Source organism: Pseudomonas oplopanacis, assembly GCF_057128725.1.
In genome coordinates this window covers 108,133-134,266 of the sequence record NZ_JBSKHV010000010.1, presented here as the reverse complement: position 1 = coordinate 134,266, position 26,134 = coordinate 108,133, and the positions used below count along the sequence as shown (strand labels likewise).

General features: G+C 60.0%; 20 protein-coding genes. 9 read left to right on the top strand and 11 right to left on the bottom strand.

What is annotated here, in order from left to right; all coding sequences use genetic code 11:
• The first annotated feature begins 36 nt into the window (after positions 1–36).
• Both zapE and ACWKV5_RS20080 read left to right on the top strand, forming a co-directional pair.
• Positions 37–1,167, top strand: coding sequence for a cell division protein ZapE (gene zapE, locus ACWKV5_RS20085; protein WP_483842708.1), 1,131 nt, complete (start codon positions 37–39; stop codon positions 1,165–1,167).
• 80 nt (positions 1,168–1,247) lie between these two features.
• The gene (locus ACWKV5_RS20080; protein WP_483842707.1) at positions 1,248–2,561 is read left to right on the top strand and encodes a leucine-rich repeat-containing protein kinase family protein; all 1,314 of its coding nucleotides are present in this window, start codon (positions 1,248–1,250) and stop codon (positions 2,559–2,561) included.
• 127 nt (positions 2,562–2,688) lie between these two features.
• Here ACWKV5_RS20080 and ACWKV5_RS20075 read toward each other — a convergent pair whose 3' ends face one another.
• Positions 2,689–3,396 (bottom strand): YebC/PmpR family DNA-binding transcriptional regulator, encoded by a 708-nt coding sequence (locus tag ACWKV5_RS20075; protein ID WP_123432313.1) that lies wholly within the window; start codon positions 3,394–3,396, stop codon positions 2,689–2,691.
• A gap of 233 nt (positions 3,397–3,629) precedes the next feature.
• Here ACWKV5_RS20075 and ACWKV5_RS20070 point away from each other — a divergent pair, with 233 nt between their 5' ends.
• Positions 3,630–5,030 (top strand): type VI secretion system Vgr family protein, encoded by a 1,401-nt coding sequence (locus ACWKV5_RS20070; RefSeq protein ID WP_483842767.1) that lies wholly within the window; start codon positions 3,630–3,632, stop codon positions 5,028–5,030.
• Here ACWKV5_RS20070 and ACWKV5_RS20065 read toward each other — a convergent pair.
• Entirely contained in the window at positions 5,027–6,418 is a 1,392-nt protein-coding gene (locus ACWKV5_RS20065; protein ID WP_483842706.1) for an FAD-dependent oxidoreductase, read from the bottom strand. The two genes, ACWKV5_RS20070 and ACWKV5_RS20065, sit on opposite strands and share 4 nt — an antisense overlap.
• Positions 6,419–6,487: 69 nt before the next feature.
• A complete protein-coding gene (locus tag ACWKV5_RS20060) occupies positions 6,488–7,813 on the bottom strand; it encodes an MFS transporter (RefSeq protein ID WP_483842705.1) in 1,326 nt (441 codons plus the stop codon).
• 267 nt (positions 7,814–8,080) lie between these two features.
• Between ACWKV5_RS20060 and ACWKV5_RS20055 the strand changes: the two genes are divergently transcribed.
• Positions 8,081–8,953 (top strand): LysR family transcriptional regulator, encoded by an 873-nt coding sequence (locus tag ACWKV5_RS20055; RefSeq protein ID WP_483842704.1) that lies wholly within the window; start codon positions 8,081–8,083, stop codon positions 8,951–8,953.
• A 103-nt stretch (positions 8,954–9,056) separates the two neighbouring features.
• Here the strand turns inward: ACWKV5_RS20055 and ACWKV5_RS20050 are convergent, their stop codons facing one another.
• The gene (locus ACWKV5_RS20050; RefSeq protein WP_483842703.1) at positions 9,057–9,917 is read right to left on the bottom strand and encodes a LysR substrate-binding domain-containing protein; all 861 of its coding nucleotides are present in this window, start codon (positions 9,915–9,917) and stop codon (positions 9,057–9,059) included.
• A 109-nt stretch (positions 9,918–10,026) separates the two neighbouring features.
• Between ACWKV5_RS20050 and ACWKV5_RS20045 the strand changes: the two genes are divergently transcribed.
• From ACWKV5_RS20045 to ACWKV5_RS20035, 3 genes are all read left to right on the top strand, one after another.
• Positions 10,027–11,136 carry a 2-aminoethylphosphonate--pyruvate transaminase gene (locus ACWKV5_RS20045; RefSeq protein WP_483842702.1) on the top strand — a complete coding sequence of 370 codons (1,110 nt, stop codon included), beginning with the start codon at positions 10,027–10,029 and terminating at the stop codon, positions 11,134–11,136.
• Positions 11,137–11,290: 154 nt separating this feature from the next.
• Positions 11,291–12,118 carry a phosphonoacetaldehyde hydrolase gene (phnX, locus tag ACWKV5_RS20040; protein WP_483842701.1) on the top strand — a complete coding sequence of 276 codons (828 nt, stop codon included), beginning with the start codon at positions 11,291–11,293 and terminating at the stop codon, positions 12,116–12,118.
• Between the two features lie 186 nt (positions 12,119–12,304).
• Entirely contained in the window at positions 12,305–12,853 is a 549-nt protein-coding gene (locus ACWKV5_RS20035; protein WP_483842700.1) for a cytochrome b, read from the top strand.
• Positions 12,854–12,866: 13 nt separating this feature from the next.
• Here the strand turns inward: ACWKV5_RS20035 and ACWKV5_RS20030 are convergent, their stop codons facing one another.
• Together ACWKV5_RS20030 and ACWKV5_RS20025 are read right to left on the bottom strand one after the other, a co-directional pair.
• Positions 12,867–13,784, bottom strand: a complete 918-nt coding sequence (locus ACWKV5_RS20030) for a 1-aminocyclopropane-1-carboxylate deaminase/D-cysteine desulfhydrase (protein WP_483842699.1) — start codon at positions 13,782–13,784, stop codon at positions 12,867–12,869.
• A gap of 81 nt (positions 13,785–13,865) precedes the next feature.
• Positions 13,866–15,905, bottom strand: a complete 2,040-nt coding sequence (locus ACWKV5_RS20025; RefSeq protein ID WP_483842698.1) for an oxidoreductase — start codon at positions 15,903–15,905, stop codon at positions 13,866–13,868.
• Between the two features lie 209 nt (positions 15,906–16,114).
• Here ACWKV5_RS20025 and ACWKV5_RS20020 point away from each other — a divergent pair, with 209 nt between their 5' ends.
• Positions 16,115–17,245: a carbon-nitrogen hydrolase family protein gene (locus tag ACWKV5_RS20020; protein WP_483842697.1), complete on the top strand. Its 1,131-nt coding sequence runs from the start codon at positions 16,115–16,117 to the stop codon at positions 17,243–17,245.
• 3 nt (positions 17,246–17,248) lie between these two features.
• A complete protein-coding gene (locus ACWKV5_RS20015) occupies positions 17,249–18,289 on the top strand; it encodes an AraC family transcriptional regulator (RefSeq protein WP_483842696.1) in 1,041 nt (346 codons plus the stop codon).
• Positions 18,290–18,632: 343 nt separating this feature from the next.
• On the opposite strand, the gene ACWKV5_RS20010 is transcribed toward ACWKV5_RS20015, so the two are convergent.
• From ACWKV5_RS20010 to clpX, 5 genes are all read right to left on the bottom strand, one after another.
• Entirely contained in the window at positions 18,633–19,466 is an 834-nt protein-coding gene (locus tag ACWKV5_RS20010) for a DUF2242 domain-containing protein (protein WP_483842695.1), read from the bottom strand.
• 229 nt (positions 19,467–19,695) lie between these two features.
• Positions 19,696–21,567 (bottom strand): SurA N-terminal domain-containing protein, encoded by a 1,872-nt coding sequence (locus ACWKV5_RS20005; protein ID WP_483842694.1) that lies wholly within the window; start codon positions 21,565–21,567, stop codon positions 19,696–19,698.
• Positions 21,568–21,800: 233 nt separating this feature from the next.
• Positions 21,801–22,073, bottom strand: a complete 273-nt coding sequence (locus tag ACWKV5_RS20000; RefSeq protein ID WP_027926068.1) for an HU family DNA-binding protein — start codon at positions 22,071–22,073, stop codon at positions 21,801–21,803.
• A 148-nt stretch (positions 22,074–22,221) separates the two neighbouring features.
• Positions 22,222–24,618 carry an endopeptidase La gene (gene lon / locus ACWKV5_RS19995; protein ID WP_027926069.1) on the bottom strand — a complete coding sequence of 799 codons (2,397 nt, stop codon included), beginning with the start codon at positions 24,616–24,618 and terminating at the stop codon, positions 22,222–22,224.
• A 161-nt stretch (positions 24,619–24,779) separates the two neighbouring features.
• Entirely contained in the window at positions 24,780–26,063 is a 1,284-nt protein-coding gene (clpX, locus tag ACWKV5_RS19990; RefSeq protein ID WP_007946893.1) for an ATP-dependent Clp protease ATP-binding subunit ClpX, read from the bottom strand.
• Between the last annotated feature and the right edge of the window lie 71 nt (positions 26,064–26,134).

Sequence of the window (26,134 nt, the reverse complement as noted above, 5' to 3'; positions counted from 1 at the left end):
CGGGGAGCCGGCTGACGACTTCGGGGTGACATGACAATGGCTGCTCGACCGCCCAACCGTTCGCGACTGACACCACGCTTGCCTTCCTTGCGCAGCCTTTTCGGCAAGGCACTTGCCGCGCCTGCCAGCGGCACGGCGGCCGGTAAAGCCGTCCACGATTACTTCCGCCAGAAAGCCCATGCCCAGGGCTACACCCTCAGTCACAGCCAGCAACGCGTGATCGACTGCATGGCGCAACACGCCACGGCCCTGCTCGGCGCGTCGACGAAAACCCTTCCCGGTCTTTATTTGCATGGCGCAGTCGGACGCGGCAAAAGCTGGTTGCTCGACGGCTTTTTCCAGGCGATTGCTGTCGAGCAAAAGCAGCGACTGCACTTCCACGAATTTTTTGCCCGCTTGCATCAGGGCATGTTCACCCACCGCGATCAGTCCGATGCGCTGGCAGCCACCCTCGACGACCTGCTGAGCGATTGCCGGGTGCTGTGTTTCGACGAGTTTCACGTCCATGACATCGGCGATGCGATGCTCATCACGCGGCTGTTCAAGGCGCTATTCCGTCGCGGCATTCTGCTGCTGGTGACGTCCAATTATCCGCCGGAAGGTCTGCTGCCCAACCCGCTCTACCACGCGCGTTTCAAGCCGGTCATCGACCTGATCCACGCGCGCATGCAAGTGATGGAAGTCGGTGGCCTGCATGACTACCGCAGTCAGGTCAGGACCCACGCGCAGCAAGTGTTTAGCCAAGGCCGGTATGTCTGGCCGGGCAGCGCGGCGCAACGTCAGGCGCTGAACCTGCCCGAGCGCGTCTGCCCACCCTTGCAACTGGCGGTCGGCACTCGGCACCTTCAAGCGCAACACTGCGCAGAACGGACTATCGGCTTCACCTTTGACGATCTGTGCGAACACCCCACGGCCGTCATGGATTACCTGGAGCTGTGCCGGCGCTTCGATCACTGGATCATCGACGAACTGCCCAAACTCGCCGACTGTTCGATTGCCGCACAGCAGCGGTTTATCAACCTGATCGACGTTCTATACGATCAGGACAAACACCTGACGCTGCTCGGCCAGCAATCGTTGCGCGAAAGCCTGGGCGGCGATGCCATCGATCTGGCACGTACGCGCAGCCGCTTGGGCCAGTTGCTCGAAGTGCGCGCACCGACCTGACAGGCGAGCCACCTTTACCGCTATCATGTCGCCCATTTCCAGGCCACAGCGCCTTCCCCTGATCAATAGCGAACCCGCCCATGGATACCCTCGCCCAACTGCGCGCCGGCCAATTGACTGGTATCACTCGCCTGGACCTGGCCTGCGGCCTGACAGAATTCCCGCGGGAAATTTTCGACCTCGCGGACTCGCTGGAAGTGCTCAACCTCAGCGGCAACGCCTTGCGCAGCCTGCCGGATGACTTGCATCGCCTGACCCGTTTACGCGTGCTGTTCTGCTCGGACAACCTGTTCACCGAACTGCCAGCGTGCCTGGGCCAATGCGCCGCGCTGACGATGATCGGCTTCCGGTCCAATGCCATCGAAACGGTCCCCGCCGCGGCGCTGCCGCCGTTGCTGCGCTGGTTGATCCTGACTGACAACCGCATCGCTGAGCTGCCCAGCGAACTGGGCGACCGCCCGAACCTGCAAAAACTCATGCTCGCCGGCAACCGCTTGCAGCGCCTGCCCCGCAGCCTGAGCCAGTGCCATCGACTCGAGCTGATCCGCATTGCCGCCAATCAGTTCAAGGAACTGCCCGAATGGCTGCTGGCCCTGCCCAGCCTGACGTGGCTGGCGTATGCCGGTAATCCGCTGGAAACCGAAGCGGATGCCGCCGCACTGGAAGCCACTCCGCGGATTCCCTGGGAGCAATTACACCTGGAGCAGCAGTTGGGCGAAGGCGCTTCGGGGGTGATTCATCGGGCCACCTGGGCGCAACCGGGGCAACCGGCCACGCAGGTCGCGGTCAAGCTCTACAAGGGTGAAATGACCAGCGATGGTTCACCCCTGCACGAAATGAACGCCTGCATCACCGCCGGCCTTCACCCGAACCTGATCCGCGTCGAAGGCCGAATCGTCGATCATCCCGAGCAGCAGGCCGGGCTGGTCATGCAACTGATCGATCCGAGCTATCGCAACCTCGCCGCGCTGCCGAGCCTGGCGTCGTGCACGCGGGACGTCTACACCGATGACACCCGCTTCAGCGCGGGCGTCGCATTGCGCATCGCCCATGGCGTCGCCTCGGTGGCCAGGCATTTGCACCAGCACGGCATCACCCACGGCGACCTCTACGGCCACAACATCTTGTGGAACGAGGACGGTGATTGCCTGCTGGGGGATTTTGGCGCGGCGTCTTTCCACGCGACCTGCGACAGCCCAGAAAGCCGGGCGCTGCAACGCATCGAGGTGCGGGCGTTTGGGGTGTTGCTGGGGGAATTGCTGGAGCGCATCGACTCGGGGTTGAGCGATGTGGCGCGCGAGGAGCTGGAGGTTTTGCAGGAGCGCTGCTGTCACGCTGAGGTGCTGAAGCGGCCGGGGTTTGGCGAGATTTTGCGGGAACTTCAAGATAGGTGACCGCTGCGCGGTCAATCGTCGGAACGCCGCCCGGAGACAGGCTCGCTCCCACATTGGATCTGTGTATGACGGAGATCCAATGTAGGAGCGAGCTTGCTCGCGATAGCGGTGTCACTAAAGAAACAAATTACCCAGCCAGACCGACAAACATATCCTGCACATCATCATGGTTGTCGAGCCCTTCCAGGAACGCTTCAACCTCAGCCATCTGCTCATCGCTCAAACCGCTGACCGGGTTCTTCGGCTGGTAGCCCAGTTTCGCCGCCAACACCGTGAAACCTTGCTCCGGCAGTGCTTTTTGCACCGCGTCCAGGTCCGCAGGTTCGGTCAGGAACAGGGTCGTGCCCTCTTCTTCACCCGGTTCAAAATCCTGGGCACCGGCTTCAATCGCCGCCATTTCCGGGTCGGCGTCCGGGCTGTCCGGGGACGCTTCGATCATGCCGACATGGTTGAAGTCCCATGCCACGGAACCGGAAGCGCCCAATTGGCCCTTACGGAACGCCACGCGGATTTCTGCCACGGTGCGGTTGATGTTGTCGGTCACGCATTCAACGATCAGCGGCACTTGATGCGGGGCGAAGCCTTCGTAAGTCACGCGATGGTATTGCACGGTTTCGCCCAGCAGGCCCGCGCCTTTCTTGATCGCGCGATCAAGGGTTTCCTTGGGCATCGAGGCTTTCTTGGCCTGTTCAACCACAAGTCGCAGGTGTGCGTTGGTGGCGGTATCGGCGCCGTTGCGCGCAGCAATGGTGATTTCTTTCACCAGTTTGCCGAAAATCTTGCCCTTGGCGTTGGATGCCGCTTCTTTGTGTTTAACCTTCCACTGTGCGCCCATTACTCACTCTCTTGATCTGTGGCGCCGAGACATCTATTGGCCGACGCATTGCGCAAGTTTATACGGCCTAAAGTTGGCAATCGACCAAAAAATGCGGACGGATCCACCGGCTTCACGCATCGACATTTTCGCCAGCACTCGTAGGGCGATTCTGAAACAGCGATTTGCGGTGACCATTGAGGGGCGCGGTTTCGTACCCTTCGCTTCCGGAATCCATGGCAGAAGCGCACTCGATGCACAACGACAAGGAAAGTCTCTCCACCCTGACCCTCCTCGACAGCGGTTTAAGCCTGCAGGTGTTGCGATTCAGTGGTACCGAAGGCCTGAACCGGCCCTACCGGTTCGACATTGAAGTGATTGGCCTGGCACCGGCGATGAACCTCGATCCGTCGCTGCAGAAACCGGCCCTTCTGACGATGGGCGAGGGCACCGCCGTTCACGGCATTCTTCACAGCGCCAGCCGTGAACACCGCGGCCCGCATTGCATCGGCTATCACCTGGTGTTGGTGCCTTACCTGCAAACCCTCGACCGTCACCGCTGTCGTCGGGTGTTTCATCACCTCAGCGTGCCGGCTATCCTGCGTCAATTGTTCCTGGAGCATGCGCTGCCCGAGGACAGCTATCGTCTGGAACTGGCCACCGTGCACTACCCGCCCCGGCCGTTTTGCATTCAATACGAAGAGTCCGACCTGACACTGATGCAGCGACTCTGCGAAGAAGAAGGCATCCACTATCACTTCGAGCAGCGGTGTGACGGGCATGTGCTGGTGCTGGCGGATGACAGTCAGGCATTCCCCCAGGAGCCTCTCGTGCTGCCCTTTCAAGAGGATGCGCTCAGCGAGACTTCTTTACCGGTGATCAGCGAGCTGTCCCAACGTCACAATGCGCGCGCCCTGCCCGCCCGCCGCGCTGCCAACCATCGCGGATTTCAGGCATCGGGTGACGGCGCCGCCAACCATGCCTTCGCCAAGACATCCCCCTTCACCGCTCGCCCCGCCCCCGAGCAGGCGCACTGCGAACAGCTCAGTCGCCGCTCACTGGAGCGTCTGCGCTGCCAGCATCGACAGATTGAAGGGCAAAGCAATCACGCCGGCTTGCGCAGTGGCAGCATCGTGCAAGTGATGAAACATCCGCTGTCGGGCTTCAACGATCAGTGGCTGATCACCGACGTCCAGCACGGCGGGCAACAGCCTTCAATCCTCACCGAGCAACGTCCGCGTCGCTACAGCAATCAGTTCACCGCCATCCCCTGGTCAACGGAGTTCAGGCCCGCGCTCGCGCAACCCCGGCCGAGCATTCCGGGCTATCAGACGGCATTGGTGCTGGGCGTCGCCGGGCAACCGGCAGCGCTGGATGAGCAACATCGAATCCACGTACGGCTGTGGCCAGCACTGCAAGAGGACGCGGATGAACCCAGCGGCCTGTGGCTTCCCGTAGCCTTCGCCACACCAGAGCGCGGGATTGATCCCTCCAGCCTGCCCCTCGCAGGCTCCGAAGTGCTGATCAGCTTTCTCGACAGCGACCCGGATCGCCCGGTGTTGTGCGCCACTGTCTTCAACCCGACCAAGCCTCGCGCCGCCTATCGACCCCGCAGCGACGGGCGATTGCTGCTCGACTGGCTGATCAATCGCTAGCCCTTGTCCGCCTTGCCGGCCGCTGCGGCAAATTTGGCCAGGCGCACGTCCAGGTGCCGTGGCCGGCGGCCGTGATCTTCGGCGCGCTCCTTGCGGCGGATGGCGTTGCGCACCATCAGGGAGCCGAGGTAACGAATCGGCTCCGATGGAAAGAAACCCAAGGGACCGTTCACCAGCGGCGAACGGGTCCAGGCGTTGTCCAGCCCCAGCACCATCGAGGCCAGAATCTGACCGCCCATGTGGCACGGGCCAACACCGCTGCCGGAATAACCGAACCCGTAGAACACATTCCCGCTGGCGCTCATCTGGCCAAAGAACGGCAGACCGGTGACCGAGCGATCCGACGGACCATTCCAGGTCGCCTCGACCTTGGCGTCGGCAAATGCAGGAAAGAATGCGTTCAGGCTGTCTTTCAACAACCCGGCGTATGGCGACGGCTGATCAAACACCGGCAACATCCGCCCGCCATAGGCGAAGGTGTTGCCGCCCTTGCCGAGCATGATCCGGCCGTCCGGGGTGTTGTGGTAGTAGTGCACGAAAATCCGCGAATCGAGCACGGTGACGCCGCTGGTCAGGCCGATTTCGTTGAGCAGATCAGGCCGCGGTTCGGTGATCAGCATGTCGCTGGAAACAATCGCCACGCTGCGTTCGAACTGCGGGAACGCCCGGGCCATCCAGGCGTTCATCGCCAACACCACGCGGTCTGCGCGAACGGTGCCGTTGCGGGTTTGAATGCCTGCTGGCTTGCCCTCCTCCAGCCCGGTCATCGCGGTGTTTTCGTAAATCTTCACGCCCAACTGCAACGCCACTTGCCGCAAGCCGCGCACCAGTTTGCCCGGCTGCACACTGGCCGCCGCCGGGGAAAACCAGCCCTCCAGATGCTTGCACGAACCGGCCATGCGTTGCACGTCGGCGACCGGACGCTGGGTAAACGAGTTGATGCCGTTGCGCTCCAGTGCGGCAATCACCGCATCGGTCGAGCCGTACTGGGCCTGATTGGTCGCGGTGTAGAGCGTGCCATCAAGACGGTAATCGGCCTCAACGCCGTACTGTTCGCAGAAGGTGCCAATCGCGTAAATGCTGCGCTCGGATTCCTTGACCAGGCGCACGGCTTCTTCGACGCCGAACAACCGCTCCAGAGTGAAATACTTGGCCGACCACGACAACGCACAACCGCCGTTGCGGCCACTGGCGCCAGCACCGCAGATGTCGGCCTCGATCAGCACCACATCCAGTTCCGGGTTCTGCTCCTTGAGCATGATCGCCGTCCACAAACCGGTGTAGCCGCCACCGACGATGCACACGTCTGCACGGGCATCGCCGTCCAGCGCCGGACAGGCGTCGGACGTATCAGCCTTTAAGGCCTGGTCCAGCCAAAAGGGTCTCATGGGGAAATCTCCAGTCAGAAGCCCACACGCAAGCCCGCCGCCAATGCAGCAGGCTGCGAGGGACAGGGGTCAGGTACGCAGGGGTTTGATCGCCATCGCCCGATTGGGCACGAAGGGGTAGTTAACACGCAGGCCAGCCGGGCGGCTGTTCCAGTGGGGGATCAACACCAGGGCCGAGAACAAGGCGCAGCCGGCGAAGACGATGAACACGGTGACCGAGTCGAAGTAGCCCGGCAGCAATCCGCCGAGAATCGCCCCGACCGAACCGCAACCGTTGACGAAACCCGCCGCCGTCGCACCGGCCTTGGCGGTGCCGAAATCAATCGCTGCCGCGCCGCTGATCATCGAATCCGGCCCGTACAAGGTCAGGCCCATGACAAACAACAGCACGACCACCAGCAAGACGCTGCCGGTGTGCAGGGCGCCCATGAACAAGGCCAGGGTCACGGTCAGCGCCAACAGGCTGAGGACGCAGGCCGGCATGCGGCGGGCCCCGAACACTTTGTCCGAGGCCAGACCGAGCAGGATCGGCCCGAGCAGCCCGGCCAGCTCAAACGCGGTCGGGATGATCGCTGCGCCAACCTTGCCCACCGTCGGCATTTGCTCGAACACGATCACCGGGCCCCACAGCAGAATTGCGTAACGCGCCGGTTTCAGCAGAAAGTACGACAGGCCCAGCACCAGCACCGTGCGGTTGCGCAGGATTTCCTTCAAGGGTTCCAGAATGCTGATCTTGCTTTGGGCGTCAGCCTCTTCAGCGGTCAACTCGGGTTCGATGTCCACCGCCGGCAGGCCGACGTCTTGCGGTGTGTTGCGTTGAAAAATAAAAAACAGCACGGCGACCAGCCCAACCACCGCCGCACTGGAAATGAACGCCGCATGCCAGGTACCGATCAGCGTATACGCCCACCAGCCCGCAAACGGCGATGCCACCAGCCCACCAAAGGCATAGCAGGAACTCCATAGCCCCAGCACTCTGCCGCGCTGTTGCGCAGGGAAGAAACTGCCGAGATTTTTGCACAGTCCGGACCAGCCGGTGGACTGCGCCAACCCTTGAATCAACATGCACGTCGCGAAGATCGGCAGTGTCGCGTAAGTGCCCATCACCAGCGCCGCTGCCGCCGAAATCAGTAACCCGCCGAGCACCACGACCCGTGGGCCAAAGCGGTCGGCGAGCATGCCCCAGGTGAACTGCCCGAGGGCGTACGCCGCCAGGTAGATCGCGTCGAGGTTGGCCATGGCCATTTTGTCGAGCATGAAGGTGGGGTCTTCGGCGATCCCCAGTTTTGCCACGGAGAATGCTTTGCGGGTGAAGTAGAAAGCGGCGTAGGCGAGCCAGGTGATCGCGAAGATCTGCACGCGCCAGCGCTTGATGGTGCCAATGGGATTGTTCATTGTGGTTCTGACCTCAGGGTGTGAGTGTGCCGGCAGAATTGGTAGAAAACGCCTGTGTTTTTATTGTTGAGCACTGCGGTATCGTGGATTCCATGTCGCGATACCGGTCAGATGAGTCCTGCTGTTGCACGCACAGGCTCATGGCCACCGCTGCTGTTCGACTGACCAGTCACCGGGGCTGAGGTGGATAAAAACAATTACTGATTAATAAGTGAAATCGATTTATCGTATTTCCAAAATAAGCTCAGCTTGTTACTGGAGGTTTCGATGTCGGTTTCCCACGCCCAACTCAAAGCCTTCCACGCCGTGGCCGTTCACGGAAGCTTTACCAAAGCCGCCGAGCGGCTATTCCTCACGCAACCGGCGATTTCCGACCAGGTGCGCAAACTCGAAGAGCGCTTCGGTGTGTTGCTGTTCCATCGCAACAAACGCTCGGTGCGCCTGACGGATCTGGGCGAGCGCTTGCTCGCCATCACGCAACGGCTGTTCGTGATCGAGGCCGAAGCTCAGGAGCTGCTGCAGGACTCCCAGGCCTTGCAGACCGGCAGCCTGATCCTCGCGGTGGATGCGCCGGTGCATGTGCTGCCGCAGATCGCGCGGTTCTGCGAACGTTATCCGGGCATCAGCGTGAAAATTGAAACCGGCAACACCGATGAGTCGTTGTTTCGTCTGTTCAACTATCAGGCCGACCTCGCGTTGCTGGGCCGGGATGTCAGTGATGAACGGCTGATCTCGCTGCCCCTGCGCAATGACCCGATGGTGGCCTTTGTTTCACGCCATCATCCGTGGGCAGATCGCGAATCGATCTGTCTTGCGGACCTGGATGACACGCCGTTGGTATTGCGGGAAATCGGTTCGGTGACACGCCAGACACTGGAAGAGGAGATGGCCCGGGCCGGGTTTCGCATTCGCCCGGCGATTCAGGTGGAAGGACGGGAAGCGGCGCGGGAAGCGGTGGTGGTCGGGATTGGGGTTGGCGTAGTTTCAGCCGCCGAGTTCGGTGCCGACTCAAGGGTTTGCGCGTTGCCGATTACTGATTGCACACGGCGGCTGACGGAGACGCTGGTGTGCTTGCGCGAGCAGAGTTCGCGGCGGGTGGTGGCGACGTTTCTGGCGATGGTTCGCGAGAGTCTGGTGTAGGCGAGTCTGGCCCCTTCGCGAGCAGGCTCGCTCCCAAAGGGGTTAGGTGAACGCCACAAATCCAGTGTGGGAGCGAGCCTGCTCGCGATGGCCGCGCCGCGGTCTAACTGACCGGCGCCAACTGAAAAAACGCCTGAATCAAGCGCAAATCCCGCCGCCGCTCCATGCACCCGATCATGTGCCGGTTCACCAGCCCCTCACCCACAATCGGCACCGCCGCCACCCGAGGGTCATGGCTGACTTCCACCGACGACACCACGCCCACCCCCAACTCCGCCGCCACCGCCTCGGTCACCGCTTCCCGACTGTCCAGCTCCAGCAACACCCGTGGGTTGACCTTCGCCTGATCGCAGGCTTCATCGAACGTGCGTCGGGTGATCGAGCTCGGTTCACGCAACACCATGATCACCTGATCCAGTTCCTTGAGCTTCACGCTGGATGCCTTCGCCCAAGGATGACTTTGCGGCACCAACGCGCAAATCCGTGATTCGCTCAGCGCCTGCAAATGCAGGCCCTTGCGCGGTTCAACCTCGGTCAACACCGCCACGTCAGCGTGCTCGGACAACAACGCCGCCAGGGTTTCCTGAGCATTGCCCAACCGCAGGTTCACGGTGATCCCCGGATAACGCGCGCGCAGGCTGGCCAACATCGGCATGACCATGTGCGGCCCGTCAGCCGCCACTTCCAGGCGCCCGGTCAGCAATTGCCGGTTCGCTTCGAGCATCACCTGCGCCTCTTCCGCCAGGCCGAACATGGCCCGGGTAATCGCCGCCAGTTTGGTGCCCTCCTCCGTCAGCTCCACCCGTCGTGCGGTACGGCGCAACAAGGTGATCTGGTAATGCTCTTCCAGGGCCTTGATGTGCCCGGTCACTCCCGGCTGACTGATGAACAACCGCTCCGCGGCGCGGGTGAAGCTGCCTTCGCGGGCCACGGCATCAAAGGCCCGAAGCTGGAACAGGTTCATGAATAACTCTCACTGATGGCTGGCATAACAACAAACAATTTGATTGATAGCACGGCAAATTGCAATTTATGTCCCGTAGCTTCATCCCATCGAATGCGAGGACACGAGAATGAGTACTGCCGAACCCATCCTGCTCACCCCCGGCCCACTGACCACATCGGCCCGCACCCGTCAGGCGATGATGGTCGACTGGGGTTCATGGGATGACCGCTTCAATCAACTGACCGCCAGCCTCTGCGAGCAACTGCTGGCGATCATCAACGGCGGCGCCAGCCACCACTGCGTGCCCCTGCAAGGCAGCGGCACCTTCGCGGTCGAGGCAGCGATCGGCACACTGGTGCCCCGTGACGGCAAAGTATTGGTGCTGATCAATGGCGCCTACGGCAAACGCCTGGCGAAAATCTGCGAAGTGCTCGGTCGCTCCTTCAGCACCTTCGAAACGGCTGAAGACGAACCGACCACCGCCGCCGACGTCGACCGCCTGCTGCACGCCGACGCCAGCATCACCCACGTCGCACTGATTCACTGCGAAACCAGCACCGGCATCCTCAATCCGCTGCCGGAAATCGCCAACGTCATTGCGCAACACGGCAAGCGCTTGATCATCGACGCCATGAGCTCTTTTGGCGCCCTGCCGGTGGATGCGCAACAGGTGCCGTTCGACGCCCTGATCGCCGCGTCGGGCAAATGCCTGGAAGGCGTACCGGGCATGGGCTTTGTCTTCGCTCGCAAAGAGTCGTTGGCCAACGCCGCCGGCAACTCGCACTCGCTGGCGATGGACCTGTTCGACCAGCACACCTACATGGCCAAGACCGGCCAATGGCGCTTCACCCCGCCGACCCACGTGGTCGCGGCGCTGCACGAAGCCTTGCTGCAATACAACGAAGAAGGTGGCTTGCCGGCGCGGCATCAGCGCTACGCCGACAACTGCAGAGTGTTGCTGGAAGACATGGCCCAACTGGGCCTGCGCAGCTTCCTGCCCGCCGCGATTCAGGCGCCGATCATCGTCACGTTCCACGCACCGAAAGATCCGCGCTACCAGTTCAAGGAGTTCTACGAACGGGTCAAGGCCAAGGGTTTCATTCTCTACCCCGGCAAATTGACCCAGGTTGAAACCTTCCGCGTCGGCTGCATCGGTCACGTCAACCAGGCCGAGATGCACGCGGCCGTGGCGGCGGTTGCCGAAGTATTGCGCGAGATGGAAGTGTTAGAGATCTAAACCACACCACCTTCCCCTGTGGGAGCGAGCCTGCTCGCGAAAGCGTACTGACATTCAACATTAATGTCGGCTGCTCCATCGCCTTCGCGAGCAGGCTCGCTCCCACAGGTAAACCGGACTCCCGAATAGTTCTTTTCCACAGGATTTGATCACCATGAACTACAACAACCCAACCAAACTCCAAGCCGCCATCCTCGACTGGGCCGGTACCGTCGTTGACTTCGGCTCCTTCGCCCCCACCCAGATTTTTGTCGAAGCCTTCGCCGAGTTCGACGTTCAGGTCTCCATCGAAGAAGCCCGTGGGCCGATGGGCATGGGCAAATGGGACCACATCCGCACCCTGTGCGATCAGCCACAAGTCGCCGAGCGTTATCGCGCCGTGTTCGGCCGGGCACCGACCGACGATGATGTCACCGCCATCTACAAACGCTTCATGCCGCTGCAAATCGAAAAAATCGCCGAACACTCGGCCCTGATTCCGGGCGCACTGGACACCATCGCTAACTTGCGCCAACAAGGGATCAAGATCGGTTCGTGCTCCGGCTACCCGAAACAGGTCATGGACAAAGTGGTCGAGCTGGCCGCCACCAACGGTTACGTCGCCGACCACGTGGTCGCCACCGACGAAGTCCCCAACGGTCGCCCATGGCCGGCTCAGGCCCTGGCCAACGTGATTGCGCTGGGCATCGACGACGTCGCCGCCTGCGTGAAGATCGACGACACCGTGCCGGGCATTCTCGAAGGTCGTCGTGCCGGCATGTGGACCGTGGCGTTGATCTGCTCGGGCAACGCGCTGGGCCTGGACTACGAAGGCTATCGCGCCCTCGGCAGCGACAAACTGGACAGCGAACGCAAGCGCATCCACGCAATGTTCGAAAGCTCGCGTCCGCACTACATGATCGACACCATCACCGACTTGCCGGAAGTGATCGCCGACATCAACAAGCGCCTGGCAAAAGGCGAAATGCCGCAAAGCAGTTGATCGCGGTTTTCCGAGCATAAAAAAGCGTCAGTTCCATTACGGAACTGGCGCTTTTTTGATGTCAATCAGCTGAACCAGAGCGTTATACGGCACAATCACTCGAGGCAAATCCGCCAAAGCGGATTACAGTTAAGGAACACCGTCGGTCAAGAACGGTGGCTCGACCAGACCTGTGAGGAACACCGTATGCCCTGGAAGAATTCCGAATCACGCTACAGCACCGTATCGATCACGCTGCATTGGTTGATGCTGGTCTTGTTGGCGCTGGTTTACGCCTGTATCGAGTTTCGCGGGATCTTTCCCAAAGGCAGTGGCGGTCGCGCGCTGATCGTTGAATCGCACTTCATGCTGGGCCTGACCGTGTTCGTGCTGGTCTGGCTGCGCTTGTTCGCCCGAAGCCTGGGCCCCGCACCGCAGATCTTCCCCGCCTCGCCCAAGTGGCAAACCACACTGGCGAAATTGATGCACTGGGCGTTGTACATTTTCATGATCGCGATGCCGATTCTCGGGTGGCTGGTCACCAGCGCCAAGGGTAATCAAGTGATGTTCTACGGCTTTGACCTGCCGCTGCTGGTCTCGGAAAACAAGGAACTGGCCAAGCAGATTCAGGGCTGGCATGAACTGGGCGGCACCATCGGCTACTGGCTGATCGGCCTGCACGCACTGGCCGGGATCTATCACCATTACGTGGTGCGGGATAACACCTTGCTGCGGATGATGCCCAAGCGCGGTTGAACACAGCCTGTACTTATTGAAATCCCCGGCGGCCTTGCAAGCCGCCGGTGTGGATGAAGATCAAGCGTGTACCCTTTTCAATATGCCCTGCCTCGACGTGCTGCTTGAGCATCAGCAACGCCTTGCCGGTGTACAGCGGCTCCAAAGGCACGACGCTGGCGTGTTCGGTTTGATCGATGAAGTCGAGTAACGACTGATCGACTTTGGCAAAGCCGCCACGGCTCGCATCCAGTAGTTCGAAGTTACGCTGCGGCTCAAAGGCCTCTTGCAGTATCGATTCGACCTGTTGCGCAACGCCGTGATCGTCGGGCACCGCCATCGCGCCATACACTTTGCGCTCACCCGCCTCGGCCAGCACCAGGCCGGCCAGGGTTGTGCCGGTTCCGCAGGCCAGCCACCAACCGTCGAAGTCGCTCCATCCCAAACGATTCAATTGATCGTCAACCATTGCCTTCAACGACACGCACCCTCGCGCGCCACGCAGACCGCCGCCCCCTTCGGGCACCGGATACACATCGGGGTATTGCGCCTGCCAGGGTTGCCAGAAACCCGGTTCATGCCGCGCCCGATAACCGCCGTAGCCCAACCAGTGCAATTGCATGCCGAATGCCTGCAAGTCCTTCACCGTCGGGGTGTCTTGTGGATGGCCGCGCAGCAGTCCCACGGTGTTGAAACCGAAGCGTTTACCGGCGGCAGCCAACGCGTGCAGGTGATTGGAGTGGGCACCGCCGAGGCTGATGATGCCTTTGGCGCCGGCGAGGTTGGCGGCGTTGAGGTGTTTGATGAGTTTGAACCACTTGTTGCCGCTGATGAGCGGGTCGATTTGGTCCAGGCGCAGGATCGCGACTTCGATGCCGGCGGCGGTGAGCCAGTCGAGATGGAGGGGGTCGAGAGGGGCTTGGGGTAGCCAGTCGTTGGGAGGGAGAAGCATCGATGCCGGCTCTGGGTAAAGACCCAGCATCTTAGCAGCGAACCTGTGGCGAGGAGGCTTGCCCCCTCACCACAGGGTTGATTACAACTCAGCAGCCAACCGAGAACCTTGATTGATCGCCCGCTTGGCATCCAGCTCCGCCGCCACGTCCGCACCACCAATCAAATGCACGTTCTGCCCGGCCGCGACCAACCCGTCCTGCAATTCACGCAGCGGATCCTGCCCGGCGCAGATCACGATGTTGTCCACCGACAGCACTTGCGGCTCACCGGTTTCGCCAATACGAATGTGCAGGCCTTCGTCGTCGATCTTCAGGTACTCGACGCTGTTGAGCATCTGCACCTGCTTGTTCTTGAGCCCCGTGCGGTGAATCCAGCCCGTGGTTTTACCGAGGCCGTCGCCGACCTTGGATTTCTTGCGCTGCAACAGGAACACATCACGCGCCGGTGCATGCGGCTCAGCCTTGATGCCCGCCACGCCACCGCGCGCCTCAAGGTGAGTATCGATGCCCCACTCCTTCCAGAACGCTTCGCGGTCCTGGCTGGTGGCTACGCCCTGGTGCACGAGGAATTCCGACACGTCGAAACCGATACCGCCCGCACCGATCACCGCGACCCGCTTGCCCACCGGCTTGCGCTCCAGGATCACGTCCAGGTAGCTCAACACCTTGGCGTTTTCAACGCCGGGAATCGCCGGGGTCCGTGGCGCGATGCCGGTGGCGAGAATGATCTCGTCGTAACCGCCCTCGACCAGTCGCGCCACGTCGACGCGGGTGTTCAGGCACACCTCGACATTGGTGGTCTGCAGCTTGCGATTGAAATAGCGGATGGTTTCGTAGAACTCTTCCTTGCCCGGTACGCGCTTGGCAACGTTGAACTGACCGCCGATTTCGCTGGCCGAATCAAACAGCGTCACCTGATGCCCGCGCTCGGCAGCGACAGTAGCAGCGGAAAGCCCCGCAGGACCGGCCCCGACCACGGCGATTTTCTTGATTTGCTGCACCGGCAGGTAGTTGAGCTCGGTTTCGTGGCAAGCACGCGGGTTGACCAGGCAACTGGTCAACTTGCCGCCGAAGGTGTGATCCAGGCACGCCTGGTTGCAACCGATGCAGGTGTTGATTTCATCGGCGCGGCCTTCAGCGGCCTTGTTGACGAAGTCCGGGTCGGCGAGGAACGGCCGCGCCATCGACACCATGTCGGCATCGCCTTCGGCCAGAATCTGCTCGGCCACTTCCGGGGTGTTGATGCGGTTGGTGGTGATCAGCGGAATGCTCACCGAGCCACGCAGCTTGGCCGTGACTTTGCTGAACGCCGCGCGCGGCACTTTGGTGGCGATGGTCGGGATCCGCGCTTCGTGCCAGCCGATACCGGTGTTGATGATCGTTGCACCGGCCTGTTCGATGGCCTTGGCCAGGGTGACGATTTCTTCCCAGCTGCTGCCGCCTTCCACGAGGTCGAGCATCGACAGGCGGAAGATGATGATGAAATTCGGACCTACTGCTTCGCGCACGCGACGGACAATTTCCACCGGCAGGCGCATACGGTTTTCGTAGCTGCCGCCCCAACGGTCGGTGCGGTGGTTGGTGTGGGCGGCGAGGAACTGGTTAATGAAATAACCTTCCGAGCCCATGATCTCGACGCCGTCGTATTCGGCGGTTTGCGCCAGTACCGAACAGGTGACGAAATCGCTGATCTGTTTCTCGATGCCTTCCTCGTCCAGCTCTTTAGGCTTGAACGGGTTGATCGGTGCCTGGATGGCGCTCGGTGCGACCTGTTTCGGGCTGTAGGCATAACGCCCGGCGTGGAGGATCTGCATGCAGATCTTGCCGCCCGCCTCGTGCACGGCGCGCGTCACGATCTGGTGCTTGAGCGCTTCTTCCTCGGTGGTCAGCTTGGCTGCACCGGAATACACCCCGCCCTCGTCATTAGGGCCGATGCCGCCGGTGACCATCAGGCCAACGCCGCCGCGCGCGCGTTCGGCAAAGTACGCCGCCATGCGTTCGAAACCGCCGGGTTTCTCCTCAAGACCGGTGTGCATCGACCCCATCAGGGTGCGGTTGCGCAGCGTGGTAAAACCCAGGTCCAGCGGGGCCAACAGGTGCGGGTAGTGAGCGGCGGCCATTTGTAACTCCACATCGAGCGATCACGGAAAAAGTGCAGGAGCTCTTCGGCTCCCGTCAGTCATGGTGGACAGACTAAGAGTCGCATCGCTGTCACTCAATGACCGAAACTGACAAGTTAATGATCAAAATGCGCAGCGCCCCTTGGCAAGTGCGGACATGGGCCCTACCCTAGTCGCGAACCCTGCACACGGCCGTTGACTGCTTCCCCATGCGCAAACTTTTGTACCTGACCTTTTCCATGGCGATCATTGCCGCCCTTACCACTTACGCGATGTGGGCCGCGGATCGCCCGGTGGGCCATTACCTGTCGGACCTGCGCATCAACCTGGCCATCGATCAAGGCACACCCGCCGATCGCGGCAACCTCCTGGGCATCCAGCCAGAACTCTTCCCCACCGATTATCAAAGCCCCGAACGCCTGCACCGCAAACTTGCGGCCTATTTGCAGAAGGCCCAGGACCAGGGCCTGCTGAACGACAAGACCATCGTCGTGCTGCCTGAACATGTCGGTACCTGGCTGATGGTCAGCGGCGAGAAAGATGAGCTCTACCAGGCCACGACGCTCCAGGAAGCGATGAACTGGCTGGCGGCGAGCAATCCATTGCAGTTCGTTCGTGCGCTGATCAGCGCCAAGGGCGACAGTCGGATCGACGATGCCCATTTGCGGATGAAGGCCAAAGGCATGGCCAAGAATTATCAGGCCCTGTTCGGCGGGTTGGCGAAAGAATTTCATGTAACGCTGGTGGCGGGCACCATCGTGTTGCCGGAACCCAGCGTGATCGACGGCACACTGAAAATCGGCCGCGGCGCGCTGTACAACAGCAGTGTGATCTTTGGTCGTGATGGCGTGCCGATTGGCCAGCCTCAACGCCAGATGCACCCGGTGTTCGAGGAACCTGAGGACATCAAGGCCAACGAACAACAGGCACTCACCGTCGTCGATACACCGGCCGGACGCTTGGGCGTGTTGATCGGCAGCGACAGCTGGTACCCGGACAATTACCGCAAGCTCGATGATCAGGGCGTGCAATTGGTGGCCGTTCCGGCATACGTCATCGGCCGAGATACCTGGGATAAACCGTGGCGCGGTTACCGTGGATTACCGACACCCGCCGCCGTCAGCCTCAAGCCTGGTGAACTGAGCGAAGGTCAGGCCTGGCATCGCCTGACCCTGACCGCCCAACCACCCGCGAGCCAGGCCATTGCCGGCATGAGCGTGTTCCTGCGTGGGCAGTTCTGGGACAAGGGCAGCGCCGGGCAAAGTTTTCTCAGCAACAACGGTCAACAGTTCGCCGACGGCAACGCCCGTGGCGCGCGGTTGCTGAACCTCTGGTTGTGACCCATGAAACCGCTACCGATGCGCCTCGGGGATTTATCGGTGGGTTTCGTCCATAGCCTGGCCGATGCCGTACACAGCCACAGTGTCGACCCGCAACCGTTGCTCGATCAATACGGGCTGGATGCGGCCCGGTTGGCGGAGCCCGGCGCCCGGCTGTCGATCCCGCGCTATATGCGTTTGGGCCATGGGGCGATTCAACTGACGGACGACCCTGCGCTGGGGTTGCGCATGGGCCAGCTCAGTCGCCTGAGCCAGGCCGGACTGGCCGGCGTGACCGCCGCGCAGGCACCGACGGTTCGGGAAGCCGCACGCTGCCTGATTCGCTTCGAAGCCTTGTACGGCTCCAACTATCGCGGTCAGTCGAGCTTTCATGAAGACGCTCAGGGCGCATGGCTGCGCTTCTATTCGATCAGCCCCTACAACGCCTACAACCGCTTTGTGGTGGATTCGATCATCGCCGGCTGGTTGCACCAGTTGTCGAGCATCAGCCCTGCCCCGCTGCGCGCAGAGCGCATCGAGATCGAATTCGACGCGCCGGATTACCGCGAGGTCTATGCCCTGCTGGGCGATTGCCCGATCCAGTTCGGTGCCGAGCACAATCAACTGCGCCTGAGCCTGACCAGCCTCGCGCAACGCAACCCAGAACACTGTCCGAGCACCTGGCGGCATTTGCTGCAACTTTGTGAACGGGAACTGGAACAGCTGACACGCACCCGCAGCCTGCGTGAACGCATCACTCAGTTACTGGGACCGTTGCTCAATGGTGGCCGGGAACCCGACCTGGAAGAAGTGGCGACACGCCTGAAGCTGCCCACCTGGACCTTGCGCCGCAAACTGGCCGAAGAGGGCACGCAATTTCGCGCGATTCTCAACGACACCCGTCGCGACCTGGCCATGACCTACATCCGCGATACCGAACTGGCGTTCGGAGAAATCGCCTACCTGTTGGGTTTCGCTTCAGCTGAAGCCTTCCAACGGGCTTTCAAACGCTGGAATGGCCAGACACCCGGCGAGTTTCGCCGCAGCCATCGCCAATCCGCTTGACGCTTACAGCTCGGTAGCGTCTTCGGCAGGTTCCAGCGGATCCAGTTCAAACGCCTGATACTCGAGCAGCTCTTCTTGATAATCGTCCATTTTTGAATCCCCCAGCGCTCGTTTAAAAAATGCCTGAATAAATGACCAACGCCTTGAGCATAAAGTGCCCCCATGAAAGAAAAATGACGCAGGTGCACCGCTCAGCGGCTACTCAATAAAACGTAGCAGGCGGTCAGGAATTTATCACAGGTTTTTTTCGATACAGGCTGTAGGACTACGGCCCGGCTGACGCAGATCAACGTCAAGCGCATACGGGATCGGTGTCGTCTGACCCGACCCCGTGGATAAACGCTTACTGACCAGAGACGGGCATGGCCGGAATCGGTTCGCTGGGTGGCGGCAGGTCCGACTGGGGTGGCGGCGTGACCGCTTCTGTAGTCGGTGCCGGCTCGCTGTTTTGCGCCGGGGTAATTGGAGCGGTTTCAGCCGGCGGTGTAACCGGTTCGGAGGCCGTTGGCGCCGGTGCAGGCTCAGCAGCCGGTGCTGGGGCTGGCGTCGGCTCCGCAGGAGTCGGTGCCAGTGCCGCAGGCGCCGCTTTGGCTTCAGGCACACCCAGGTCGGTCTTCGGCTTCTCGACGATGTGCGCGGCTTTCTTCGCTTCCGGTGGCAGGAACAATTCGACGAGGGTGAAAAAACGCTCGTAGAACTTGGCCGACGAAACGGTTTCGCTGGCGACCTTGACCATCGAGTCGTCGGACGAGCCGATCGGCATCGACACCGAGCCCAACACACCGACACCCAGGCTGGCGGAGTTGTTGGTTTTCTTCAGCGCATAGCGGTCCTGCAACGCGTTGGCGAACATGGTTGCATGGTGCCCTTCGCTGCCGTCATCGGCGCAGACCACACTGAAGCTGATCTCCATGTGCGTGTCGCCGGTCTGCTGGAAACTCTTGTGTCCGCTGATCAGCTTGGGATCGCTGCTGGTAATGATGTAACCCTGGCTGAGCAAGGCACGGCGGGCGGCTTCGCAGGTCTGCGCATCACTCACCGGGTAGTTGCGCGAAAAGGTGCCGGAGTCGGAGAAGTTCTCATGCTCATAGATCGCGGCTTTCTTGGAGGAGCAGCCGGCAGCAGCAGCGAGCACCAGTGCCAACCCGACGAGACGCATGGGAATTGATTTAAACATTGAACATCCTGAGGAAAACGGTCCGGGGCGTATTGTGCAACAGAACGATGCTTAGCGGAGCATCGATTAGTGTCTTAAAACAGATACAAGTGTAAAGACTCCCATAGACGGGAAAAGGTCGCTCCACAGCCGACTCCGGCGACGGATAACCGTTCCACTTTCCCTTCAGGCATAAAAAACCCCGGCCTTTCGGCCAGGGTTTTTGTGTAGCGAGACGCTCAATCAGGCATTAATAACGCTTGATGTCCGCTTCGCTTTCCAGCTGCTTGCGGTAAGCCGCGAAGTCTTGCTGGCCAAGGCGCGAGGCGAGGAAGCGGCGGTATTGAGCCTTCTCTTCTTCGGTCGGCGCGGCCGCTTCGTTCACGTTGTTCAGACGCACGATCACCAGGCTTCCATCGGCCAGGGTCACGTTGCTGAAGGTCGGCTTGTCCTTGGCCGCAGGCTTGGGCATCCGGAACAGCGCCTGCAACACAGTTGGGTCAACCCCTTCCTGAGCGCGGGTAGCCGCTTCGGTCACTTTCCAGCTTTGGCCGTCGATTGCCTTGTCCAGCGGAGTCTTGCCGTCGCGCAGGCTGGCAATCAGCTGTTCAGCCTTGGTCTTGGCGGCAGCGCTGGCGTGCTCCTTGGCCAATTGCGCGCGGATGGCCGTGTTTACGGCTTCCAGCGGCAGCTGTGCTGGTTTCAGGTGTTCCTTGGCGCGCAACACGATCACGGTTTCCGGATCGAGTTCGATGGCGGTGCTGTTGGCACCCTCATCCAGCACTTCAGGACTGAACGCAGCGGTCACCACTGCGCGATTGGCTGCAATGCCTTCACCACCTTCACGACCGAATGGCTTGGAGGTGTGAACGGTCAGTTTCAGGTCCTGCGCCGGCTGGGCCAGATCGGACGCTTCGAACGAGGCGTCTTCCAATTGCTTGGTCGCCTCGACAAAACGCTGCTCGACTTGCTGGGTTTTCAGCTCGCGGGTCAGCTTGTCTTTCAGGCTGGCAAACGTCGGCACTTCAGGTGCTTCCACACCCAACAGTTTGATCAGGTGGAAACCGAAGTCGCTACGAACCGGCTCGGAGACTTGGTCCTTGGCCAGCGAATACAGGGCTTTTTCGAAGGCCGGGTCGTAGACGCCAGGACCTGCGTAACCAAGGTCACCGCCATTGTTGGCCGAACCCGGGTCTTGGGAGAACTCTTTGGCCAGGGCCTCGAATTTCTCGCCTTTGGCCAGGCGCGCCTGCACGTCTTCGATCTTGGCCTTGGCTTGCGCCTCGGTCACCTTGTCGTTCACTTCGATCAGAATGTGCGCGGCCCGACGCTGTTCGGACAGGTTCGCGGTTTCTTTCTGATACGCCGCTTGCAGGTCTTCGTCCTTGACGGCGACCTGATCAAAGAAGGAAGCCTTCTTCAATTCCAGATAGTCGATGACCACCTGATCCGGCGTCATGAATTCCTTGGCGTGTTCGTCGTAGTAGGCTTTGACTTCTTCGTCGGTCAGCTTCACAGCTGCCGGGTCAACCTTGACGTTCAGGGAAGCGAAATCGCGGGTCTGTTTTTCCAGACGGGCGAAGGCCAGTACCTGAGCGTCAGTGACAAAACCGCTACCGGCCAGGCCAGCGCGCAGCTGACCGATCAGCATTTCCTGAGCCAGCATCTGGCGGAACTGCATACGGCTGTAGCCGAGTTGACGGATCACCTGGTCGAAACGCTCCGGGCTGAACTTGCCGTCGACCTGGAATTCAGGCGTCTGCAGGATCACTTGGTCCAGGGCAGCTTCGGAGAAAGCGAACTTCGAGTTCTGTGCGCCTTGCAGCAGCAATTTGCGATCGATCAAGCCTTTGAGGGCCGATTCGCGCAGCATTTTTTCATCGAGCAAGGAAGCATCGAAATCCTTGCCCAGCTGTTGCATGAGCTGACGGCGTTGCATGTCAACCGCCTGGCTCAGCTCGTTCTGGCTGATTTCTTCGCCATTGACCTTGGCCGCATCATTGCTGTGCGTAGTGGCCTTGAAAATGGCATCGAAACCGGTCAAAGCCATCAGTGCAACGATGACCCCGATAATGGTCTTGGCAATCCAGCCTTGTGAATTGTCCCTGATATTCTGCAGCATGCGTCCCCCAGAAACGGTTGAACTTCAAAATTAGGCAACCGTGGAGCGTGGGTAGAATCCGGATAGAAGAAAGGCGCATCCGGGGATGCGCCTTCTCGTAACTGGCGGAGCGGACCGAGGGTTCGAACATGCGACCCTCGGTGTCTCGGACCGGCAACTTGCCGACTGGACTACCGCTCCGCTGCCAGGTCAGGCATGACCCCGACCCGGATAGGCAAAAACCTGAATCGAACTTAGTTGACAGCTTCTTTCAGTGCTTTACCGGCTTTGAAACCTGGTTTTTTGGCTGCTGCGATTTCCAGAGTCTTACCAGTCTGTGGGTTACGACCGATGCGAGCTGGACGATCAGTTACGGAGAAAGTACCGAAACCAACCAGAACAACGGAGTCGCCAGCCTTGAGAGCGCCAGTGACGGATTCGATTACTGCATCCAGGGCTTTACCAGCGCTGGCTTTGGAGATGTCCGCAGATACGGCGATAGCATCAATCAGTTCCGACTTGTTCACTCTAAGTCCCCTTATATCTATTTGAGTATGATTCTAAGTTTTTTTGGTGAAAACAAAAACGAGTGCTGAATGGCCTACAGACACTTAAGAGCCGCTTTATAACAAGGGCTCTAAAAAGCTGTCAAGGAAGCCACCCGGCCAAATGCTACTAATGCGTGCTAATTCTTTCCTTAGAGTCAGACTCGCGTTTTTCATCCTTTGCAACTATCTCTGGAGCCACATCAGGCAGGGGCTCCGGCGCGTATTGCAGCGCAATTTGCAGGACCTCGTCAATCCATTTAACCGGTTTAATCTGCAGATCTTGCTTGATATTGTCAGGAATTTCCTTCAGATCGCGTACGTTCTCTTCAGGAATGATCACTGTCTTGATCCCGCCACGGTGAGCAGCGAGCAGTTTTTCCTTCAAGCCGCCAATGGCGAGCACTTGACCACGCAGGGTAATTTCACCCGTCATCGCGACGTCTGCGCGCACCGGAATCCCGGTCAGTGCCGACACCAGGGCCGTGCACATGCCCACACCGGCGCTAGGGCCGTCCTTAGGGGTCGCCCCTTCCGGCATGTGGATATGCGTGTCGCGCTTCTCGTGGAAGTCCAGAGGGATCCCCAGGCTCTTCGCTCGGCTGCGGACAACGGTCAGTGCTGCAGTGATCGATTCGACCATCACATCGCCCAGGGAGCCGGTCTTGATCAACTGGCCCTTGCCCGGTACTACCGCGGCTTCGATGGTCAGCAATTCGCCGCCCACTTGCGTCCACGCCAAGCCGGTCACCTGACCGATCTGATCTTGCGATTCAGCCAGGCCGTAACGGAATTTACGCACGCCCAGGAAGTGTTCGAGCATCTCGGCAGTGACCTTCACCGAGAAGCGTTTTTCCATCGCATGCTCTTTGACTGCCTTGCGGCAGACCTTGGCAATCTGGCGCTCCAGCCCACGCACACCGGCTTCGCGGGTGTAGTAGCGGATGATGTCGCGGATCGCTTCGGCGTCGAATTCCAGCTCGCCTTTCTTCAGGCCGTTGGCAGTGATCTGCTTCGGCGAGAGGTATTTGACAGCGATGTTGATCTTCTCGTCTTCGGTGTAGCCCGGCAGGCGAATCACTTCCATCCGGTCCAGCAATGCCGGCGGGATGTTCATGGAGTTCGAGGTGCACAGGAACATCACATCGGACAGGTCGTAGTCGACTTCCAGGTAATGATCGTTGAAGTTGTGGTTCTGCTCGGGATCGAGCACTTCCAGCAACGCCGACGCCGGATCGCCGCGCATGTCGCTGCCCATTTTGTCGATTTCATCGAGCAGGAACAGCGGGTTGCGAACGCCCACCTTTGTCATCTTTTGAATCAATCTTCCTGGCATCGAACCGATGTAAGTACGGCGATGACCACGGATTTCGGCTTCGTCACGCACGCCACCGAGGGCCATGCGCACGAATTTGCGGTTGGTGGCATGGGCAATCGACTCTGCCAGCGAGGTTTTACCCACGCCAGGAGGACCGACCAGGCACAACACCGGGCCACGAATTTTCTTCACGCGCTTTTGCACGGCGAGGTATTCGAGGATCCGCTCTTTGACTTCTTCCAGACCGTAGTGGTCTGCATCGAGAATGTCCTCGGCGCGCGCAAGGTCCAGACGCACTTTGCTCTGGGCCTTCCACGGCACCTGAACCAGCCAGTCGATGTACGAACGCACCACGGTCGCTTCCGCGGACATTGGCGACATTTGTTTCAGCTTGTTCAGCTCACCCTGGGCTTTGGCCAAGGCGTCTTTTGGCAGGCCGGCGGCATCGATGCGCTTTTTCAGCTCTTCGATTTCGTTGTGGCCTTCGTCGCTGTCGCCGAGCTCCTTCTGAATGGCCTTCATCTGCTCATTCAGGTAGTACTCGCGCTGACTGCGCTCCATTTGTTTTTTGACGCGACCGCGAATGCGTTTTTCGACTTGCAGCAGGTCGATCTCGGCATCCAGCAACGCCAGGACGTGCTCGACCCGGGCCGACAAATCGATGATTTCGAGGATTTCCTGCTTCTGCTCGATCTTCAGGGCCATGTGCGCGGCCATGGTGTCGACCAGGCGGCCTGGCTCGTCGATGCTGTTGAGCGACGACAGGACTTCAGCCGGGACTTTCTTGCCCAGCTGCACATATTGTTCGAACTGAGCCAGCAGGCTGCGCACGAATACTTCCGACTCGCGCTCTGGTGCGTCGACTTCGTCGATCAACGAGACTTCGGCACGGCAGTGGCCGTCCACTTCGCTGAAGCGCTCCACGGCGCCCCGCTGCTCGCCTTCGACCAGAACCTTTACAGTGCCGTCAGGCAGTTTGAGCAGCTGCAGAACGGTCGCAATCGTACCTACGCGATAAAGTGCATCTTCACCGGGATCATCGTCAGCAGGGTTTCTCTGAGCCAGCAGAAGGATCTGCTTGTCGCCCGTCATCGCAGCCTCGAGGGCTTCGATGGATTTCTCGCGCCCCACGAACAGCGGGATAACCATGTGCGGATAAACCACAACATCACGCAATGGCAGGAGAGGCAATTCGATGGTTGTCTTCATGATTTCGCCTCTACGGCGGCCATAAGGCCGGAAACAGATGGAAGTAAGCTTGAAACCAAGATGGGGGCTGCCTTCAAAAAAAACAAGCGCAAAGACAGTGATAAAACGCAGTAATAGCAAAGGGGCCCGAAGGCCCCTTCTTTGTACCAGCTGCGTGACGCTTAAGCGTCTGGCGCGGCCTTGGCAGCAGGCTCACTGTTTTCGTAGATATACAGTGGCTTGGACTTGCCTTCTATAACGCTTTCGTCGATCACTACTTTACTCACCTCGGATTGCGAGGGGATTTCATACATAGTGTCGAGCAATACACCTTCGAGAATCGAACGCAGTCCACGGGCACCGGTCTTGCGTTCCAGGGCACGTTTGGCGACCGATTTCAGTGCGTCGGCCCGGAATTCCAGGTCCACGCCTTCCATCTCGAACAACTTGGCGTACTGCTTGGTCAGAGCATTTTTCGGCTCGGTGAGAATCTGCATCAACGCAGCCTCATCTAGCTCGTCCAGCGTGGCAAGTACCGGCAGACGACCGACGAATTCCGGGATCAGACCGAACTTGACCAGATCGTCAGGCTCGACTTCACGCAGGGATTCACCGACTTTCTTGCCTTCTTCCTTGCTGCGCACTTCCGCGTTGAAACCGATGCCGCCTTTCGTGGAACGGTTTTGTATAACCTTTTCCAGACCGGAGAACGCACCACCGCAGATGAACAGGATGTTACGGGTGTCGACCTGAAGGAATTCCTGCTGCGGATGCTTGCGACCACCTTGAGGTGGAACGGAAGCGACCGTGCCTTCGATCAACTTGAGCAAGGCCTGCTGCACGCCTTCACCGGAAACGTCCCGGGTGATCGACGGGTTGTCAGACTTGCGCGAAATCTTGTCGATTTCGTCGATGTAGACAATGCCCATCTGGGCTTTTTCTACGTCGTAATCGCACTTCTGCAGCAGCTTCTGAATGATGTTCTCGACATCTTCACCCACGTAACCCGCCTCGGTGAGGGTGGTTGCGTCGGCGATGGTGAACGGAACGTTCAGCAAACGAGCCAGTGTTTCGGCAAGCAGGGTTTTACCCGAGCCTGTCGGGCCGATCAGCAGGATGTTGCTCTTGCCGAGTTCGACGTCGTCATTCTTTTTGTCACGCTGGTTCAGACGCTTGTAGTGGTTGTACACCGCTACGGCCAGAACCTTTTTCGCACGCTCCTGACCAATCACGTACTGATCAAGGATGCCGCTGATTTCTTTAGGCGAAGGCAATTTATGCGCGCTGCTTTCGGCCTGGGCTTCCTGCACCTCCTCTCGGATGATGTCATTGCACAGGTCGACGCACTCGTCGCAGATAAAGACCGAGGGGCCGGCAATCAATTTGCGTACTTCATGCTGGCTTTTGCCACAGAAGGAGCAATAGAGCAGCTTGCCGTTGTCCTCGCCGTTGCGGGTGTCAGTCATTCGTTCGATCCAAATCCGATAGGCTTGCAACACAAGATGAAGGCTATTGCGGGCTTTTTCAAGCCCGCAGG

Excerpts from the sequence above, each read along its gene's own strand:
- zapE (WP_483842708.1), top strand. The coding sequence starts at position 37 with ATGGCTGCTCGACCGCCCAACCGTTCGCGACTGACACCACGCTTGCCT.
- ACWKV5_RS20080 (WP_483842707.1), top strand. The coding sequence starts at position 1,248 with ATGGATACCCTCGCCCAACTGCGCGCCGGCCAATTGACTGGTATCACT.
- ACWKV5_RS20075 (WP_123432313.1), bottom strand. The coding sequence starts at position 3,396 with ATGGGCGCACAGTGGAAGGTTAAACACAAAGAAGCGGCATCCAACGCC.
- ACWKV5_RS20070 (WP_483842767.1), top strand. The coding sequence starts at position 3,630 with ATGCACAACGACAAGGAAAGTCTCTCCACCCTGACCCTCCTCGACAGC.
- ACWKV5_RS20065 (WP_483842706.1), bottom strand. The coding sequence starts at position 6,418 with ATGAGACCCTTTTGGCTGGACCAGGCCTTAAAGGCTGATACGTCCGAC.
- ACWKV5_RS20060 (WP_483842705.1), bottom strand. The coding sequence starts at position 7,813 with ATGAACAATCCCATTGGCACCATCAAGCGCTGGCGCGTGCAGATCTTC.
- ACWKV5_RS20055 (WP_483842704.1), top strand. The coding sequence starts at position 8,081 with ATGTCGGTTTCCCACGCCCAACTCAAAGCCTTCCACGCCGTGGCCGTT.
- ACWKV5_RS20050 (WP_483842703.1), bottom strand. The coding sequence starts at position 9,917 with ATGAACCTGTTCCAGCTTCGGGCCTTTGATGCCGTGGCCCGCGAAGGC.
- ACWKV5_RS20045 (WP_483842702.1), top strand. The coding sequence starts at position 10,027 with ATGAGTACTGCCGAACCCATCCTGCTCACCCCCGGCCCACTGACCACA.
- phnX (WP_483842701.1), top strand. The coding sequence starts at position 11,291 with ATGAACTACAACAACCCAACCAAACTCCAAGCCGCCATCCTCGACTGG.
- ACWKV5_RS20035 (WP_483842700.1), top strand. The coding sequence starts at position 12,305 with ATGCCCTGGAAGAATTCCGAATCACGCTACAGCACCGTATCGATCACG.
- ACWKV5_RS20030 (WP_483842699.1), bottom strand. The coding sequence starts at position 13,784 with ATGCTTCTCCCTCCCAACGACTGGCTACCCCAAGCCCCTCTCGACCCC.
- ACWKV5_RS20025 (WP_483842698.1), bottom strand. The coding sequence starts at position 15,905 with ATGGCCGCCGCTCACTACCCGCACCTGTTGGCCCCGCTGGACCTGGGT.
- ACWKV5_RS20020 (WP_483842697.1), top strand. The coding sequence starts at position 16,115 with ATGCGCAAACTTTTGTACCTGACCTTTTCCATGGCGATCATTGCCGCC.
- ACWKV5_RS20015 (WP_483842696.1), top strand. The coding sequence starts at position 17,249 with ATGAAACCGCTACCGATGCGCCTCGGGGATTTATCGGTGGGTTTCGTC.
- ACWKV5_RS20010 (WP_483842695.1), bottom strand. The coding sequence starts at position 19,466 with ATGTTTAAATCAATTCCCATGCGTCTCGTCGGGTTGGCACTGGTGCTC.
- ACWKV5_RS20005 (WP_483842694.1), bottom strand. The coding sequence starts at position 21,567 with ATGCTGCAGAATATCAGGGACAATTCACAAGGCTGGATTGCCAAGACC.
- lon (WP_027926069.1), bottom strand. The coding sequence starts at position 24,618 with ATGAAGACAACCATCGAATTGCCTCTCCTGCCATTGCGTGATGTTGTG.
- clpX (WP_007946893.1), bottom strand. The coding sequence starts at position 26,063 with ATGACTGACACCCGCAACGGCGAGGACAACGGCAAGCTGCTCTATTGC.